15 protein-coding genes are annotated in these 17,026 nt (G+C 37.7%); 10 read left to right on the top strand and 5 right to left on the bottom strand.

The features are described from left to right. Nucleotides 1-147 precede the first annotated feature (147 nt). Together RIB54_RS12640 and RIB54_RS12635 are read right to left on the bottom strand one after the other, a co-directional pair. Nucleotides 148-1,386, bottom strand: a complete 1,239-nt coding sequence (locus tag RIB54_RS12640) for a toxin-antitoxin system YwqK family antitoxin (RefSeq protein WP_350101243.1) — start codon at nucleotides 1,384-1,386, stop codon at nucleotides 148-150. A gap of 203 nt (nucleotides 1,387-1,589) precedes the next feature. After that, nucleotides 1,590-1,976 carry a RidA family protein gene (locus RIB54_RS12635; protein ID WP_350101242.1) on the bottom strand — a complete coding sequence of 129 codons (387 nt, stop codon included), beginning with the start codon at nucleotides 1,974-1,976 and terminating at the stop codon, nucleotides 1,590-1,592. A 47-nt stretch (nucleotides 1,977-2,023) separates the two neighbouring features. Between RIB54_RS12635 and RIB54_RS12630 the strand changes: the two genes are divergently transcribed. From RIB54_RS12630 to RIB54_RS12620, 3 genes are all read left to right on the top strand, one after another. Further along, entirely contained in the window at nucleotides 2,024-2,605 is a 582-nt protein-coding gene (locus RIB54_RS12630; RefSeq protein WP_350101241.1) for an LOG family protein, read from the top strand. 220 nt (nucleotides 2,606-2,825) lie between these two features. After that, on the top strand, nucleotides 2,826-3,215 hold the full coding sequence (locus tag RIB54_RS12625; protein WP_350101240.1) for a hypothetical protein: 390 nt from the start codon (nucleotides 2,826-2,828) through the stop codon (nucleotides 3,213-3,215). Nucleotides 3,216-3,319: 104 nt separating this feature from the next. Beyond that, a complete protein-coding gene (locus RIB54_RS12620; protein ID WP_350064184.1) occupies nucleotides 3,320-4,561 on the top strand; it encodes an aspartyl protease family protein in 1,242 nt (413 codons plus the stop codon). Here RIB54_RS12620 and RIB54_RS12615 read toward each other — a convergent pair. Then, nucleotides 4,558-5,025 carry a hypothetical protein gene (locus tag RIB54_RS12615; RefSeq protein WP_350064182.1) on the bottom strand — a complete coding sequence of 156 codons (468 nt, stop codon included), beginning with the start codon at nucleotides 5,023-5,025 and terminating at the stop codon, nucleotides 4,558-4,560. The two genes, RIB54_RS12620 and RIB54_RS12615, sit on opposite strands and share 4 nt — an antisense overlap. A 79-nt stretch (nucleotides 5,026-5,104) precedes the next feature. On the opposite strand from RIB54_RS12615, the gene RIB54_RS12610 reads away from it, so the two are divergent. Then, a complete protein-coding gene (locus tag RIB54_RS12610; RefSeq protein WP_350101239.1) occupies nucleotides 5,105-6,229 on the top strand; it encodes an NAD(P)/FAD-dependent oxidoreductase in 1,125 nt (374 codons plus the stop codon). Here RIB54_RS12610 and RIB54_RS12605 read toward each other — a convergent pair. Next, nucleotides 6,226-7,086, bottom strand: a complete 861-nt coding sequence (locus RIB54_RS12605) for a UbiA family prenyltransferase (protein WP_350101238.1) — start codon at nucleotides 7,084-7,086, stop codon at nucleotides 6,226-6,228. The genes RIB54_RS12610 and RIB54_RS12605 overlap by 4 nt on opposite strands. A gap of 50 nt (nucleotides 7,087-7,136) precedes the next feature. Between RIB54_RS12605 and RIB54_RS12600 the strand changes: the two genes are divergently transcribed. The 3 genes from RIB54_RS12600 (at nucleotide 7,137) to RIB54_RS12590 (ending at nucleotide 12,478) form a co-directional block, all read left to right on the top strand. Beyond that, nucleotides 7,137-8,210, top strand: coding sequence for a type III polyketide synthase (locus RIB54_RS12600; RefSeq protein ID WP_350101237.1), 1,074 nt, complete (start codon nucleotides 7,137-7,139; stop codon nucleotides 8,208-8,210). After that, nucleotides 8,203-8,910, top strand: a complete 708-nt coding sequence (locus RIB54_RS12595) for a methyltransferase domain-containing protein (RefSeq protein ID WP_350101236.1) — start codon at nucleotides 8,203-8,205, stop codon at nucleotides 8,908-8,910. Before RIB54_RS12600 ends, RIB54_RS12595 begins: the two co-directional genes overlap by 8 nt. Before the next feature lie 313 nt (nucleotides 8,911-9,223). Then, nucleotides 9,224-12,478: a WD40/YVTN/BNR-like repeat-containing protein gene (locus RIB54_RS12590; protein WP_350101235.1), complete on the top strand. Its 3,255-nt coding sequence runs from the start codon at nucleotides 9,224-9,226 to the stop codon at nucleotides 12,476-12,478. 71 nt (nucleotides 12,479-12,549) lie between these two features. Here RIB54_RS12590 and RIB54_RS12585 read toward each other — a convergent pair whose 3' ends face one another. Beyond that, the gene (locus tag RIB54_RS12585) at nucleotides 12,550-13,131 is read right to left on the bottom strand and encodes a nitroreductase family protein (protein ID WP_350101234.1); all 582 of its coding nucleotides are present in this window, start codon (nucleotides 13,129-13,131) and stop codon (nucleotides 12,550-12,552) included. 37 nt (nucleotides 13,132-13,168) lie between these two features. Here RIB54_RS12585 and RIB54_RS12580 point away from each other — a divergent pair, with 37 nt between their 5' ends. From RIB54_RS12580 to RIB54_RS12570, 3 genes are read left to right on the top strand one after another with little or no spacing between them, the layout of a single operon-like run. After that, a complete protein-coding gene (locus tag RIB54_RS12580) occupies nucleotides 13,169-14,905 on the top strand; it encodes a M14 family metallopeptidase (protein WP_350101233.1) in 1,737 nt (578 codons plus the stop codon). 30 nt (nucleotides 14,906-14,935) lie between these two features. Beyond that, nucleotides 14,936-16,426 (top strand): cryptochrome/photolyase family protein, encoded by a 1,491-nt coding sequence (locus RIB54_RS12575; protein ID WP_350101232.1) that lies wholly within the window; start codon nucleotides 14,936-14,938, stop codon nucleotides 16,424-16,426. Nucleotides 16,427-16,481: 55 nt separating this feature from the next. Next, nucleotides 16,482-16,940 carry a DinB family protein gene (locus RIB54_RS12570; RefSeq protein WP_350064162.1) on the top strand — a complete coding sequence of 153 codons (459 nt, stop codon included), beginning with the start codon at nucleotides 16,482-16,484 and terminating at the stop codon, nucleotides 16,938-16,940. Nucleotides 16,941-17,026: the final 86 nt, after the last annotated feature.

The raw sequence follows: 17,026 nt of genomic DNA, 5'->3' as shown, positions 1-17,026 counted from the left end.
GTATAAATCATCATTTGTGAGAAACTGATACGCCAATAATAGCATTTTGTTTCGACAAAGGGGTATAACAGGTAAATTAAACCTTTGTTCAGGCATGTAATGTGACTTTACAAGTTAAATAGAAAATTCTAATAAGAATAGGCTTAGCTAATGAGTGATGCTCTCACTTGGTTTTCCACTCCGATAAAAATACTGCCACGCTCCTGACTTTTCCCCGTCAACAAATAAACCTGTTGACTCTAAATTGCCATTTTTATGATAAAACTTCCAGATGCCTGACTTTACACCATTGGTGAATTGGCCTTCCTCAACCAAAGTCCCGTCATCCAAATAATATTGCCATTTCCCGTTAGGAATCCCCTGCTTAAACTCACATTTTATCTCAACTTCACCGTTTAAATAGTAATCAACTTTAACGCCTGTACCCTTGGATAATGTGCCAGAATTAAGGGTATCTCCTGATGTCATATAATAATCACTAATCTCCCATATCAGGCCTTGATTCCACGTTTCTTCAACCATTAGCTGGCCTGTGTTATGAAATATACCCCAAAGTCCATCTTCCAGCCCATCTATAAAAGTTCCCACGGTTTTTAGCCGCCCATTTTCGTGATAAGAAAACCATTGCCCATTTTGTAAGTCTTGTTTATATGTTCCTTCCTCCATCAAAACACCAGACTCGTAGAAAAACCTCCAGTTACCATCACGGAGATCATTTTTATAAAATCCGGTTATTCTTGGTTTACCATTGTTATAATAGCTTCGATAAATGCTGTCCTTTTTACCACTTTTATAAAAGAGTTGCTCTTCAATGGCTCCATTATCATAATAATACCTCCACACTTTATCCTTTTGCCCCTCCTTGTAAAACCCTTCGACAATCAGGTTTCTAAACAGGTTATATTCCTTCCAGATACCATGAGTGGTATCATTAGCATATTCAGCTTCTACAATTAATTCCCTGGTTGGGGCAAATTCCTGAACCAAACCTTCAATTTTTCCATCAACATATTCCACAATCTTCCGTCTTATGCCCAATTCATAGTAAAATGTCCATGTTCCAGACTTTTTTCCATCAACCAACCCTCCCTTTACACTTAAATTACCCGAAGGGAAGTACTGTAAGTATTTTACCGGAACTCCGTTCTCATAATCAATTTTGGCATAAACAGAACCATCAAGATAATAAAAACGCCAATTGCCTGATCGAACTCCCGCATTAAAATCACCTACTTTCTGGAGTACCCCATTATTAGTATAGAATTTCCAAAGTCCTTCCTGCTTACCATTTTCTATAATACCTACACCATAAGACAGGCTGTCCTCTTCATAGACTTTGGATTGTTGAGCCAACACACTATTACTGAATAAAAGAACTATTAACAAAAATTGGTATTGGTTGAAAGGATTTAAATTCTTCACAATAATTTTATAATGTTACTATCCGGTTTATATTTGTTCCCTAAACTTAATCATTATAGATATGTCTGCATTATTAGTTGTATTTGCATTGTTCGTTTTGGCGATTCTTTCTCCTAAAATTTTCCCTAACAAAATGTTCAGTGACAACCAGCACGACATCAATAATTCTACTGAACAATAGCAGTAGCTTCAATTTCTACCAAATATTCTGGAGAAATTAATTTGCTCACTTCAACCATAGAAGTGGCAGGTTTTATGTTTAAAAAGAACTCACCATGAGCCTTGCCAATATCATGCCATTGTTCAATATTGGTCACATAAATTCTTGTTCTAATTACATTTTCCATTTTAGCCTCTAGTTTTCCCAGAGATTCTTCAATTATTTCAAGGCATCTTTTAGTCTGTAAGTAAGCATTTCCTTGGCCAACCAGCTCTCCGTCCTTTAGCGCTACTGTGCCCGACACCTCAATGTGATTGCCGATTTTTACTGCCCTGGAATAACCTACTACATTCTCCCACTGGGCACCTGATGAAATATTAACCCGATTTGTCATATCTATATTTTGTGTAGTTTTAATTTTTGAATCTACAGATTAAAATTATGAAGAATATCTGTGTCTTTTGCGGGTCTAGTTATGGAGTAGAGAAAATTTATGAAGAACAGGCAAAAACCCTTGGCCAGCTGATTGCTTCAAAGGGACTTCAACTTGTATATGGCGGTGGAAAAGTTGGTCTTATGGGCGTGATTGCTGACAAGGTATTGAAGGAAGGTGGAAAGGTAATCGGTGTTATCCCAGAATTTTTAAAAGACAAAGAAGTTGGACACCCTCATATTACTGAAATGCATATTGTAAAAAGCATGCATGAAAGAAAACAACTAATGGCGGAGCTCTCTGATGCATTTATAGCCATGCCCGGAGGTCTGGGAACTCTTGAAGAGCTTGCGGAAATCTCAACCTGGGTACAACTAGAGCTAATAAAAAAGCCTGTAGGTTTGCTTAATGTCAATGGTTTCTATAACGCCCTAATCCAGCAGCTCGATTTCATGACTTCTCAAGGATTCATTAAAGAGCAAAACAGAAAGAATATTATCCATGAAAATAATGCACTAGACCTGTTCAATAAATTATCGAAATTCACTTTTGATGACTACTCACTTTGGTCAGACCTTGACAAATCCTAACTGTTCAATATTGTACATGCTTGTGTTTAAACATCGTACATTCTACTTTAGGCTACCCCTCTTATTTCGCTAGAAATAGCCATTATTAATCTGGTATGATATATGGCCTTTATTGGCCATGATAGGTTTCTATTATAAGATAATTGCTCGAAAGTTTAAATTTCAAAGTGCCAATACGGTATTTCGAATCATTTTTACTTTGCTTTTTTTAATAAACGCTATGATAGAAATTGAAAAAGGGCAAATGATTATCTCACTTATAACCGGATCAATCATTATTATATTACTTATAAATAAGTACACCTCATTCAAGCAAAAAAAATTTGATGCCATTCTCCAAATGCTTGGATCTAGCAAGAAACAGAGCATATTACATCAATTCTTAAATACTTCGTCTGCTGCCTTTATGTCGCTGCTCATACTGCTTGTTTTTGCCGACCTGGCAAAGCTCATCAATACTAATTTTAATTTCTTAGATACTTCCAGTATATTAAGTCTGGATAATCTGCTATTGGCATTCGGGTTAGTGTTAGGATTAAATTTAGCTACTAGTATTGGCGTTAATTTGTTCAAAAAGGATTCTAATTTTTTTCAGATTTTAAGGAAATAACAATATCACCCAGATTGGGTCATAAAGTATTCACTTAAAAAAAATAACCTTGTCTATTGGCTGATTATTACCTTGTTACGTATGATAATTGGCAGGCGTCTTTTATGAGAAAACTTTTACTTACTCTTTTAGCAGCATTCTTAATTTTCAGTCCGACCATTCTTAATGGTCAGGAGCTGGGATTTAAGATTATGAATGACCAAAAAAAGGTAAGAATTCCATTTCAGCTTTTCAATAACCTTATTGTTGTTCCGGTTATTTTAAATAATCAATTACCATTAAAATTTGTGCTTGACACCGGGGTACGAACCACTATTCTGACGGAAAAGGCATTTAGTGATATCCTAAATCTATCTTATGCCAGAAAATATACGATTGCTGGAGTTGGTGGAGAGAAAGATCAAGGGGTAGAAGCCTATATTACCAATGGTGTGTCTATTACACTTCCAGGTGTTCGAGGTTTAGGACATGCTATGCTGGTGCTGGAAGAGGACTATCTGGAATTAAGAAATTATTTAGGAACGGAAGTTCATGGAATATTGGGCTATGAGCTATTTAGCAGGTTTGTAGTCAAAATAGATTATGACAACAAGGTGCTTACCCTTTCAACACCAGAGCACTTTAAGCCTGGCAGGAAATATCATGAAGTACCAATAGAAATTCAGGATACAAAACCATATATCCATGGCACCCTTACTTATGACAAAGATCCTATAGATTTAAAATTGATGATTGATTCTGGTGCCAGCCATGGACTACTTATTGATCCATTATCAGACTCATGCCTTTATATTCCCGAGAATAATATTGAGGCAAATTTAGGTCGTGGACTAGGGGGGGAACTAAATGGCAAGATATCCCGGCTCAAAAGTTTTGAAATTGGGAAAAGAGGCTGGAACAACCTGTTAGTCACGTTTCCTGACAGCAATATTTATCTGGACAGTCTGAAAAAAACCGATGTATTCAGAAATGGCTCGATTGGCGGAGCTATTCTAAGCAGGTTCAAAGTGATATTTGATTTTCCCAATGAAAAAATCTATTTAAAAAAGGGCAGCAATTACAAGAAGAAATTCTTCTATAATATGAGTGGAATCGTTGTTAAAGCCAAAGGCAGCCGATTATCTACGTTCGAGATCGTTGATATTAGGGAAAATTCATCTGGAGCTTTGGCCGGACTAAAGCAAGGTGACATCATTACATCAATCAACAATATCCCAACCAACAGGTTGGAGTTGGGAAACATTGTGAGTATGCTCAATGAGAAGCAAAACAAACGCCTGAGGGTTGAGGTCAGGCGTGGCAACGAAAATCTTAAAGTTGTATTTAGGCTAAAAAATCAAATTTAGCCTTGAATCAAAGACATGATTCTAGACTTGTTCTTTTTATATTTCTTGTAAACATAGGTCTGCATTCTTTTAAATTTGATAGAATTTAATATCGAATGTGATAGAGTATCTGATGTCATAGATTCCTTAAGAACATAGTCCTGCACCTCACCAAAACCTTCTCTATAATTGGAGTTTTTGATAACAGTAATAGGTATGTTTTTAGTTTTATTATCCGATGATAGCCTTTTAATGAGCTTGGCTATATCAAGCCTGCTTAAGTTGTCATCAATTAATATGCATGATGGGCTAAACCTTCTGATTTTATTAACAAGCCCCTTCAATTCAAAACCTATTTCAGTCTTAAAAGTTCTACTTTTAATTTCCTTAAGTTTATCATAAATAGAACTAAGTTCTATAGGATTGTTTCCTATTAAGAAAACATTGATAGAGTCATTAACCGGGTTTGGATTCAGCGTTTCCATAAACAATACATTTTGCTGCAATTTAACGATTTGTAGATTAAATTGTTTTGAAACCAACGTAATTTTTATGTAAGATTTGATGCAAAAAGAAAGTTTTCATGTGATTGTAATTGGAGGTGGACTTGCCGGGCTTGTGAGTGCTATATTACTTCAAAGGCAAAATTTAAAAGTTGCTTTAATTGAAAAAAAACAATACCCCTTCCATCGTGTGTGTGGAGAATATGTATCTAATGAGGTAGTTGACTTTTTAAAACAGCACAATATTTACCCCGAATTTATAACCCCCTCAACCCTTAATGAATTTGTTCTCACTTCTATTAGCGGTAAAAAGGCCTCAGTACCATTGTCGCTCGGTGGTTTTGGTATAAGTCGGTATAATTTTGACCTTTTCCTTTTTGAGAGTGCCAAAGCAGCTGGAGTAGAAATAATTACAGATTCGGTCGATGACGTAAGTTATAGTACCTCCAAAGATATTTTCTCCGTCATTCTTAAAAAAAATGGCACACTGAATTCTAAAATTGCTATTGGAGCATTTGGCAAAAGATCCAATATTGATAGAAGTATGGACCGCTCTTTTTTTAAAAAACAGTCACCATATATAGGTGTAAAATACCACATAAAATATAACCCCCCAACAAACCAAGTTGCACTTCACAATTTCGAAGGAGGTTACTGCGGAATCAATGCCATTGAGAATGGAAAATTGAATCTTTGCTATTTAGGTGAAAGGTCAGCTCTAAAGAAATATGGATCCATACCAGAGATGGAAAAACAGATCTTACACAAAAACCCATACTTAAAAAAGATATTTACTGAGGCTGAATTTTTGTGGGATAAGCCTGAAGTGATTAACGAAATATCCTTCGAAACCAAGATGCCGGTTGAAGGTCATATTCTTATGTGTGGTGATGCAGCAGGTATGATTACTCCTCTTTGCGGCAACGGCATGGCCATGGCTATTCATAGTTCTAAAATTTTAGCCGAAGAGGTCATCGACTTTTTTCACAATCATAAAGACCGGAAAACCTTAGAAAGGTCCTACAAAAGAAAATGGAACAAACAATTTAAAAACCGACTATCGATCGGTCGGGTCATTCAGAATTTATTTGGATCAGCATGGCTTTCAGAATTGAGTGTGGGCATTTGTAAAGTGAAACCTTTAGCAAAATACCTAGTATCACTTACACATGGCAAACCATTTTAATTCAGGTATAGAATGATGAAAAACAAGTTCAGACAAGTAGCAGAAATTGCATTTAACCTCATTGTATATTCAAAATTGACAACATCTTTATTCTTTCGTGCCTTGAAATACCAATAGAAAAAGAATCCTACCACAGGTGACATGGCCAGCACATATAATGAAGCAATATTTAGATTATAATGTTCGATAAAATACAGGCCAAATAGCACCGTAGTTAATGAGAATAAAATCATAGTAAAATGAAAGGTGCCTAAGATCCCAAGTTTTAAACTCAGTGTATTGTCTCCCCTTCTACTATCTTCATCGTGCTGATAAATTTGGGTCATAGGGTATGAACCCCACAGCATTAGTGAAGTCAATAGTGCTGGAATTAAAATATCTTGTTTTAACAGCTCTTCTGGTCTAATCCCATTTAACCCTAAATAGACCATTAAAAAAGTAAAAAAGCCCTGAAAAAGCCCTGCTATAAACCAACTGCCGAAAGGGTATTTTTTTATCCGAATGTAAGGATGGCTATAGGCTTTTGAGACTAAGCCATAAATTAAAAACATCAATAAAACCCAGAAGTCAAAGGATACAAGAAGGAGGGCAATCAGATCAAAAACCAATGCCAAATAATAGAGCCCCTTGCTCACTTTGGGAGGATTCTTCAGTCCACCAATGCTATCCTCGTCCTTATCAAAGTAGCTGTTAAATCCATTGCTGGCCGGGTACAGAAATATATGCAAGGCAATGAAAACAATAATGGCATTAGAAGTATTAACATTGTCAGATACTGCCAATGAAAACAGGTAAACTGGCATTAAATAATATGAGAATGGAATGCGAAGATGCAGCCATGCAGATTTTGAAAACATATGCAGTTGTTTTGACCAAGATATCAAAAATTGACTATACTTGACCTTTAATGAATAGCCACATCACTTCTATATCAACAGCCGTACCTAAATATAAGGTGGGGCAAACGCAAGCCCTCAACTTTATGGCCGGAGTAAATGATATGAATGAAGCTCAAAGGCATGACTTAGAGGTACTTTATAGGGCCACAGGAATTGACACCAGATATTCGGTGCTTAAAGATTTCACAAAATCACCTGAAGAATCAGAGTACTTTAACAAAATCTCTTTGCCCACCACAGCCGAGCGGCTAAAGCTGTTTAGAACCGAGGCATTGAATTTAAGTCTGGAATCTACAAATAGTTGCATAGCCCAAAGCGGTATTAAAAAAGAAGAGATCACTCACCTTATTACTGTCAGTTGTACAGGGCTGAATGCGCCTGGTTTGGATATAGATTTAATCTACAAGTTGGGATTGCGCCACAATATCGAGCGACTGGCCATAAATTTTATGGGTTGTTATGCAGCATTCAATGCCATTAAAGCTGCCGACAATATTTGTAAATCATCAGATGCAAAGGTGCTTATTGTTTGTACAGAGCTCTGCAGTATCCATTTTCAAAAGGGTACAGATGAGGACACATTACTGGCAAATGCGCTCTTCGGAGACGGATCAGCCTCTTTATTGATGGAATCGAAGCCATCAATAAATCAATCTTTACAAATTATTGCAGCGCACTGTGATTTACTGCCTGCAGGAGAGATGGAAATGGCTTGGGGAGTGGGGAATTTTGGGTTTGAAATGAAGCTTTCATCTTATGTGCCAGATATTATTTCAACTGGGATAAGCACACTTCTCAATAAACACAATCAAAGCTTTGATTTCTATGCTATTCACCCTGGAGGAAAAAAGATATTGAAGGTTATTGAAGAACAACTAAACATATCAAAAGAGCAAAACATACAGGCTCACGAGGCACTTAGGAACTACGGAAACATGTCTTCACCAACTATACTTTTTGTTCTACAAAGCATTTTCGGAAATTTAAAAAATGCAGATTCAGGAAAAGATATTCTTGCCATGGCCTTTGGCCCGGGGCTTACCTTAGAGTCACTTACTTTAAAAGTTAATATTAATGCCTGATTTCAGTCAAAGATCCAGCGAAATAGAGTTAATGGACGACCTCGAAAGTTCAGGGGAGGTAATTGCTTTGACATTAAAGGAATTGGAGACTATTAATAAATGGCTAGGTGGAAATTTTGTGACTATAGATGGCATCAGTCAACTAATTAAAAATAAGAAAGAGAAAATAACCATTGCAGACTTAGGGTGTGGAGGTGGTGACATGCTAAAACTGATAGCCAGATGGGGCAGAAAAATAAAGGTGGATTTTGATTTAACAGGCATAGATGCAAACCCAAATATTATTGAGTTTGCCAGAGCGAACTGCAAAGGATACCCTGAAATAAGTTTTGAATGCATTAATATTAATGACGAAGCATTCACAAGTAAGGCCTATGACATCATAACAGCGACACTTTTTACGCATCATTTTACAAATGAAGAGTTAAAAGCACAGCTTTTCTCTTTCAGTAAGCAATCTAAAATTGGAGTGGTTATAAATGATTTGCACCGCCATTGGTTTGCTTATTATTCTATCAAATGGCTGACTAAACTTTTCTCCAAATCAGAAATGGTAAGAAATGATGCTGCGGTGTCGGTTATGCGATCATTTAGAAAAACGGAGCTGCAGTCCCTACTTAAGGAGGGTGGGTTAAATAACTATTCTTTAAAGTGGATGTGGGCCTTTAGATGGCAGTTGGTGATTAAAAGCAATAATTAATTTTACTCGAATACTATGTCCAACTCTCCCAAACTATTGAAAACAAGAAAAGAGAAAATTACTGCCCTGCTTCTAGTCCTTTCCTCCTTGGTGTCAATTTTATTTTTTATTTATGGGGTAACGCAAAGTATAGAGGCTCAAAAATTGAATGAAGAATTAATGAAGTGTCGAGGTATTGAAGTATCCGAATAAAGCATCTTTAATAAAGTTTTGCTCCTAATATTGCTTAAAGAAGCCAATCATCAACTTCCCCTTTTTATCCATCAATATAATTACTAGATTCAGTGCACTAACCTTTTAAACAGTGCGCATCATGAAAAAAACCATTCTTCTCGCCTTCTTTTTGGCAAGTTCATCTATCCTATTTGCTCAAAAGAAAAAATCCGAGCCAGCAGAAAGTAAACCGGAAGTCTCTCTATCAGGCTTAAAATTCAGATCAATTGGACCGGCCATAACCTCGGGGCGGGTATCTGATATTGCCGTAAACCCCAATAATTTTAAGGAGTATTATGTGGCTACATCTTCAGGTGGAGTTTGGAAGACTACCAACTCAGGCACAACATTTACTCCCATTTTTGATAGCCAAGGCAGTTATTCAATAGGTTGCATTACCATGGATCCAAACAATCCAAGCGTTATATGGGTAGGTTCAGGAGAGAACAACAACCAAAGAAGTGTTTCTTATGGAGATGGAGTTTATAAATCTATTGATGGAGGAGCTACATGGGAAAATGTCGGCCTCAAAACCAGTGAGCATATTGGTAAAATTATCGTGCATCCTGACAATTCGAATGTGGTATATGTAGCAGCTATAGGCCCTGTTTGGAGTGGTGGTGGTGAAAGAGGCCTTTATAAAACTACCGATGGCGGTAAAACATGGAAAGCTGTACTCACCATTGATGAAAATACCGGTATCAACGATGTAATCATGGATCCCAGAAACCCGGAAGTGTTATATGCTACTGCCTTTCAAAGAAGAAGACATGTATTCACCTATTTAGGTGGTGGCCCAAAATCAGGCATTCTTAAATCTACTGATGGTGGTGCTTCGTGGAGTGAAGTAAACGGTGGTCTGCCTGCGGTAGACAAAGGCCGAATAGGGTTATCATTGGCACCTTCAAATCCGGAGATCATTTATGCTATAGTTGAAGCCGCCCAAGGCAAAGGCGGTTTCTACAAGTCTACTAATCGTGGTGCTTCTTGGGAGAAGCAAGGTGGCTATAGCTCATCTGGCAACTATTATCAGGAAATCATTGTCGATCCGCTTGATGAAAATAAGATATATGCCATGGACACCTGGATGCAGATTTCCACCAATGGCGGCAAGTCATTTACAAATGTAGGTGAAGACACTAAGCATGTGGATAATCACAGTTTATGGATAGATCCAACCGATACTGACCATTTGCTAGCAGGCTGTGATGGTGGTGTGTATGAGACTTATGATCGTGGAAGCACCTGGCAGTTTAAAGCCAACTTGCCTGTCACGCAGTTTTATAAAGTTGCAGTTGATAATGCAGAACCTTTCTATTTTATCTATGGAGGAACCCAGGACAACTTTAGTATGGGTGGACCTTCACGTACAATCAGTGGTAATGGTATTGCCAATTCAGAATGGTTCATGACGCATGGTGGTGATGGCTTTGAGTCTGCCGTTGACCCTAAAAATCCGAATATTGTTTATGCCCAAGCGCAATATGGAAACCTTGTAAGGTATGACAAGCTGAGCGGAGAAGAACTAGGTATTCAGCCACAGCCAAGAAAAGGCGAGGATGCTTACCGTTGGAACTGGGATGCCCCTTTGGAGGTAAGTACTCATAAAGATGGCCGAATCTATTTTGCCGCTAATAAACTCTTTAGAAGCGATGACCAAGGGAATAGCTGGGAAGTGATAAGTGATGATCTTACCGCTCAAATCAATAGAAATGAATTAAAGGTAATGGGCCAGATTTGGAGCACTGATGCTGTTGCAAAAAACGGCTCCACGTCCCTGTATGGTGCCATTGTGGCATTTGCCGAGTCTCCTAAAAATGAGAATTTGCTGTATGTAGGTACAGACGATGGGTTGATTCAGGTAACAGAAGATGGTGGAGCTAACTGGCGTAAAGTATCATCAGTTAGTGGTGTGCCTGCCAGAACTTATGTTAATGAAGTACTGCCCTCAAAGCATTACGAAAATGTGGTTTATGCAGCCTTTAACAACCACAAAAACGGAGACTTTAAGCCTTACATTTATAAAAGTTCTGACAAAGGCAGAACATGGGTATCCATAAGCAATAACCTTCCCGCCAAGGGCTCTGTTTATGCGATTGAAGAAGATTTTCAAGACCCAAATCTTTTATTTGCAGGAACTGAATTCGGAGTATTCTACTCTTCAAATGGAGGCGCAAGCTGGACTCAGCTGAAGTCAGGCCTACCCACGATTGCTGTTAGAGATATTGCCATTCAAGAAAGGGAAACTGATCTTGTATTAGGAACATTTGGAAGAGGGTTTTACATACTTGATGATTACTCATCTTTGAGAAGTGTCAATACATTAGCATCTAAATCAGCTGAGCTGTTGCCCATCAGAGATGCACTTGCTTTTGAGTACAAATATCCACTAGGATTGCCAGGCAAATCATTTCAGGGCGATGACTATTATCTGGGCGAAAATTTAGGTTCAGAGGCCATATTCACCTATTACATCAAAGATGAAATCAAGTCAAAGAGAGATCAAAGGTTGGACAAAGAGAAAAATACAACTGATGATCGTTATCCTTCTTATGATGAATTGAAGGCTGAACAAACCGAGGAAGACCCATACATTCTATTCACCATCAAAGATACATCAGGCAATATTGTTAGAAAACTAACAACCAAACCTTCAACGGGAGTCAATAGAATACATTGGGATTTGAGAACCGCTTCTACTAACCCGATTGACTTAAGCACGCCAGCGTTTTATAATCCATGGTCAGGAATTACAACAGGTACTATTGTAGCTCCTGGAAAGTATTCTGTAAGTATGTCAAAATTTGTGGATGGTACTTTTACAGATCTTGCAGACCCTGTTAGTTTTAATGTTAAGTCATTAAATGGCTACACTATGCCAGCAACTGATAGAAATGCATTAGCTGCCTTCAAGAAAGAGGTAAACGAATTAGCAAGAGTTGTAGGTGGCGTTCAGAACAGCATATCAGAAGTTAGAAGTGAAATGAGATACGTCAAAGAGGCCGTTAATAGAAGCTCCGTTGATCAACAAGCACTGGCTAAGGCTGCAAATGAGATAAACATTAAGCTGCGTGATATTGCAACTAAATTAAATGGAGACAGAGTGGCGGCAGAACTTGATATGGACCAACCAGCTACTGTTGCTAGCCGTGTAGGCAATATTCAGTATGAGATGTATTATTCTACTTCAGCGCCTACTGCAACACATAAAATGAGTTTTGAGATTGCTAAAGAAGAATTTCAGCCCATTTTAGCAGATATTAGAAAATTGATTACTGAAGATTTGGTGAACCTTCAGAAGCAACTGGAAACTGCCGGAGCACCTTATACTCCTAATAGAGTGATGGTGCCTTAAATTTTTAAATGCTGTCATGTTGAGCTTGTCGAAACATTTCCTTCAGCTTTCGACAAGCTCAATCTGACAATCTATCTGACCCACTTCACTTTATCCTCAATACTTTTTCTTCTACCCTCTGGCCACTTGTCAGATTTAAGCATACCAATAAACAAGAACCCCAACAATTTGTCCTCCTCATCAAGTCCAAAGAATGGTTTGGCTTCTTCGTAAAACGTAACACCGCCAGTACTCCAATAGCACCCAATACCATAAGCGGCTGCAGTCAACAACATATTCTGAACAGCACAAGCTGTGGAACATACCTCCTCAACCTCTGGCACCACACCATGGCGCTTCATTCCTATGGCAATAATGTGTGAACATTCCAGCGGTTTAGCTGCTAGCTTATCAAATGTGGCTTCATTAAAATTGCCATTCCCAACAGCTCTGGTCTTATATAATTCAGATTGAAACTCGCCCAATTTCTTTAGTCCTTCTCCCTCAAAAACAACAAACCTCCATGGCTCTGTGAGCTTATGAGTAGGGGCCCAATTGGCATTTTCCAGCATCTTTTCTATAACCGCATTATCTACTTTCTCACCTGAGAACATACCTGTGAAAATCGATCTCCTGTTTTTGATTGCCTCATTTACAACCTCTGCATTATTCATATTATTGCTAACTTTATTTCGCACTAAAGATAACCCAATGAAAAGACTTCTTTTGCTAGTATTCTCATTTGCCACAATCAATGGATTCGGGCAAAATTTAAAAACAGTTTTTGAACAATCAGAAGGAAGAAAAACAGGCACTTACGATGAGGTAATCAGCTATTATGAAAAGTTAGCCGCTTCATCAGAATATATAGCTATAAAAACTGTGGGCATGACCGACAGTGGGTACCCATTGCATTTGGTGACATTAGATTTAGATAAAGACTTTGATTTTAAAAAGTCTTATAAAAAAGGTAAGACCATTGTCTTGATCAACAATGGCATTCACCCGGGTGAGGCAGATGGCATTGAAGCCAGCATGATGCTTTTGCGCGATTATGCCACACAAGCAGATAAAAAGGCCATGCTAGAGAATACTGTTATAGCTGTTATTCCTATTTATAATATCGGTGGTGCACTAAATCGAAATTCATTTTCAAGAGCTAATCAGGATGGCCCTGAAGAGTATGGATTCAGAGGTAATGCACGAAATTATGATCTTAACAGGGATTTTATTAAAGCAGATACCCGAAACACAAAGGCCTTTTACGAAATCTTCCATGAAGTTAACCCCGACATTTTTGTTGACACACATGTGAGCAACGGAGCAGATTACCAATATACCATCACTCATTTGATTACACAGCACAATAAAATGGGTGGTGCCATGGGAAAGTATTTGGAAAATACTTTCAGGCCACGACTGGAAAAATTAATGGTTGACAAAGGGGCAGAAATAACACCCTATGTAAATGTTTTTAACACTACCCCTGATGAGAGTGGCTTTCCTCAATTTTTGGACAATCCAAGATACTCCACAGGCTACTCCACACTTTTCGGAACGTTGGGTTTCATGATAGAAACACATATGCTTAAACCTTTTGACGTAAGGGTAAACAGCACCTACAATCTGCTACAAGCTACCATACAAATTGCTAAAGAGGATGGCAAAAAAATAAGGTCTTTAAAGGTAGAACGTCAGGCAGATTTTAAAGCTGGCACCAAGCATCCAGTAGATTGGAGATTGACCAGAAGTGAGTCTTCAGAATTGAATTTTAAAGGCTATGTGGGTGAAAAGGTTACCAGTAAAGTTACTGGTCAGGAAAGGCTCTTATACGGACATAATAGGCCCTTCACAAAAATTATCCCTTATTACAATACCTATGTTTCTACTGAAGAAGTAACCATACCAAAAGCCTATGTGGTTCCCCAGGGCTGGTATGACGTTATTGAGCTTTTAAAACTTAATAATGCTCAATTCAAAAGGCTGAAGCAAGACAGCAGTATCTCTGTGGAAGTATATCATATTGATAAATTTAACACCTCTAAATCCGCATATGAAGGTCACTATCCTAACAACAACACTAAGGTTATAACATCTATCGAAACCCTAAGCTTCAGGAAAGGAGACTATATCTTCACTACCGATCAGCCAGCTGCCAGGTATTTGATTGAAACGTTAGAACCAACAGCGCCAGATTCCTTTTTCAGCTGGAATTATTTTGACACCATTCTACAGCAAAAAGAAGGGTTTTCGCCTTATGTATTTGAGGATAACGCTCAACAATTGCTCGAAGCAGAGCCAGAGCTAAGAAAGGAATTTAACAAAAAGAAAAATGAGGAACTGGATTTCGCACAAAACTGGTATGCACAACTTGACTTCATTTTTAAGCGATCTCCTTATTATGAAGAGGCACACATGCGCTATCCAATTTTTAGAATTGTGGAATAAACATAGATACAATGTTGCTGTTAGTTAACAGTGACCATTGCACTAGTTTACCCACACCAATTATTCGAAAAGAACCGGCTATTTGACAAGACTGATGAATTCATTCTTGTTGAGGATGAGCTTTATTTCAAGCAATACAACTTTCATAAAAACAAACTCATACTTCATAGGGCATCTATGAAGTATTATGCCTCTTTGCTTGTAGAACTAGGTAAGTCCGTTAATTATATTGAGTGTTCACCAGGTAATACAACTAAATCAGCAATTGAAAAAGCCAAGTCAAAAGGGGCAACAGAAATCATCATAATTTCCCCAGATGACTATTTGTTAAAAAGACGAATTGACAGGTATGCCAGGAAATTGAGTCTTTCGATATGCTATACTGAAAACCCGGGATTTTTGACTTCTTCAAATGAGCTTGACTCAAGGCTTACAAAAAATAAGACTGGCTATTTTATGGCCTCGTTTTATAAGAACCAACGCACTGCTTTAAACCTGTTAATGGATAAAAATCAGCCTGCAGGAGGTAAGTGGAGCTTTGACGAAGATAATAGGAAAAAGCTCCCCAAAAATATAAAGCTCCCGGACATTGAACAGCTCAATGAAAATATTTTTGTAAAGGAAGCTAACAAATATGTTGAAGCGAATTTCAAATCCAATTTGGGCTCATCTGATGAGTTCAACTATCCAACAACCCACAAGGAAGCAAAGCAATGGTTAGATGCATTTTTAATTGAAAGAATGCAAAACTTTGGTGATTATGAAGATGCCATAGCTAAAGATCAAAATATCCTCTTTCATTCTGTATTGACACCGGCTTTAAATATTGGTCTTTTAACTCCACAACAGGTTATAAACCGAACCATGGAGCTTCATGAAAAGCATCATTTCCCAATCAACAGTCTGGAAGGTTTTATTAGGCAAATCATTGGCTGGCGTGAGTTTATGAGAGGGATTTATTTAAAAGAAGGTGTCTTCGAACGAACAAACAATTATTTTAATTATAGACGGAAAATACCAGCGTCATTCTATAATGGAACAACTGGGATTGAACCAGTAGACCAAACTATTAAAAAGGTATTAGCAACTGGCTATTGCCATCACATAGAAAGGCTCATGGTTTTAGGCAATTTTATGTTGCTCTGCGAGTTTGATCCGGATGAGGTTTACCGTTGGTTTATGGAACTGTTTATTGACGCTTATGATTGGGTGATGGTGCCCAATGTTTATGGCATGACACAATATGCCGATGGAGGGTTAATCACCACCAAACCATACATTTCAGGATCAAATTATATCCTCAAAATGAGCAATTACCATGAAGGTAATTGGTGTCAAATATGGGATGGACTTTACTGGAATTTTATTTATAAACATCAGGAGAAATTCTCCTCTAACCAGCGTATGAAGTTCAGTATCAACATGCTTAATAAGATGAATCCTGAAAAACTAACCAGCCATATTAACCATGCTCAGGAGTTTTTAAAATCTCTGGATAATTCCGTAGTTAAAGAAAGTTAAGTGCGTATCACTGCCTCTTTTTTGTTAATTTCACCCTTAGTTTTATGACATAGTTATGAAGAAGCATTTTAAAGATTTGTTGAAATACAATGAGTGGGCCAACTACAGAATATTGGTGGCACTGGAAGAATTAAAAACACCTGGCGATGAGCTTTTATCCCTGTTTAGCCATGTGCTTACAGCACAGATTATCTGGCTTAATAGGATCAAAGGCATACCTACATCCCCGTTTCCATTATGGGAGCAATATAAACTGACAGAACTCAGAAGTATGACAGAAGAGACATCCAACAATTGGAATAATTATCTGGATACCCATGCTCTTGATACTTTTGAAGAAATGATTTTTTATACCAATTCTGGAGGTAAAAAATATGAGAGCACCATTCGTGAAATCATGACACACATGCTCAACCATAGTAGTCACCATAGAGGACAAATAGCCAAGGCTATCAGAAATAAAGGTGTTCAGCCTCCTGCAACTGATTATATAATCTACGCCAGAATTAAATAATAAGCACCAAAATCAGCGGCCTGTAACTTTAATTTTACAGGCCATTTTTATTTATTTCACTCCTAATTTTTAACCATGCTTTCATA

It is taken from the genome of Fulvivirga sp. (assembly GCF_040218215.1).
Classification (GTDB): Bacteria; Bacteroidota; Bacteroidia; order Cytophagales; family Cyclobacteriaceae; genus Fulvivirga.
The sequence above is the reverse complement of the archived record's forward strand: the minus strand, read 5'-3'. Positions and strand labels throughout refer to the sequence as shown.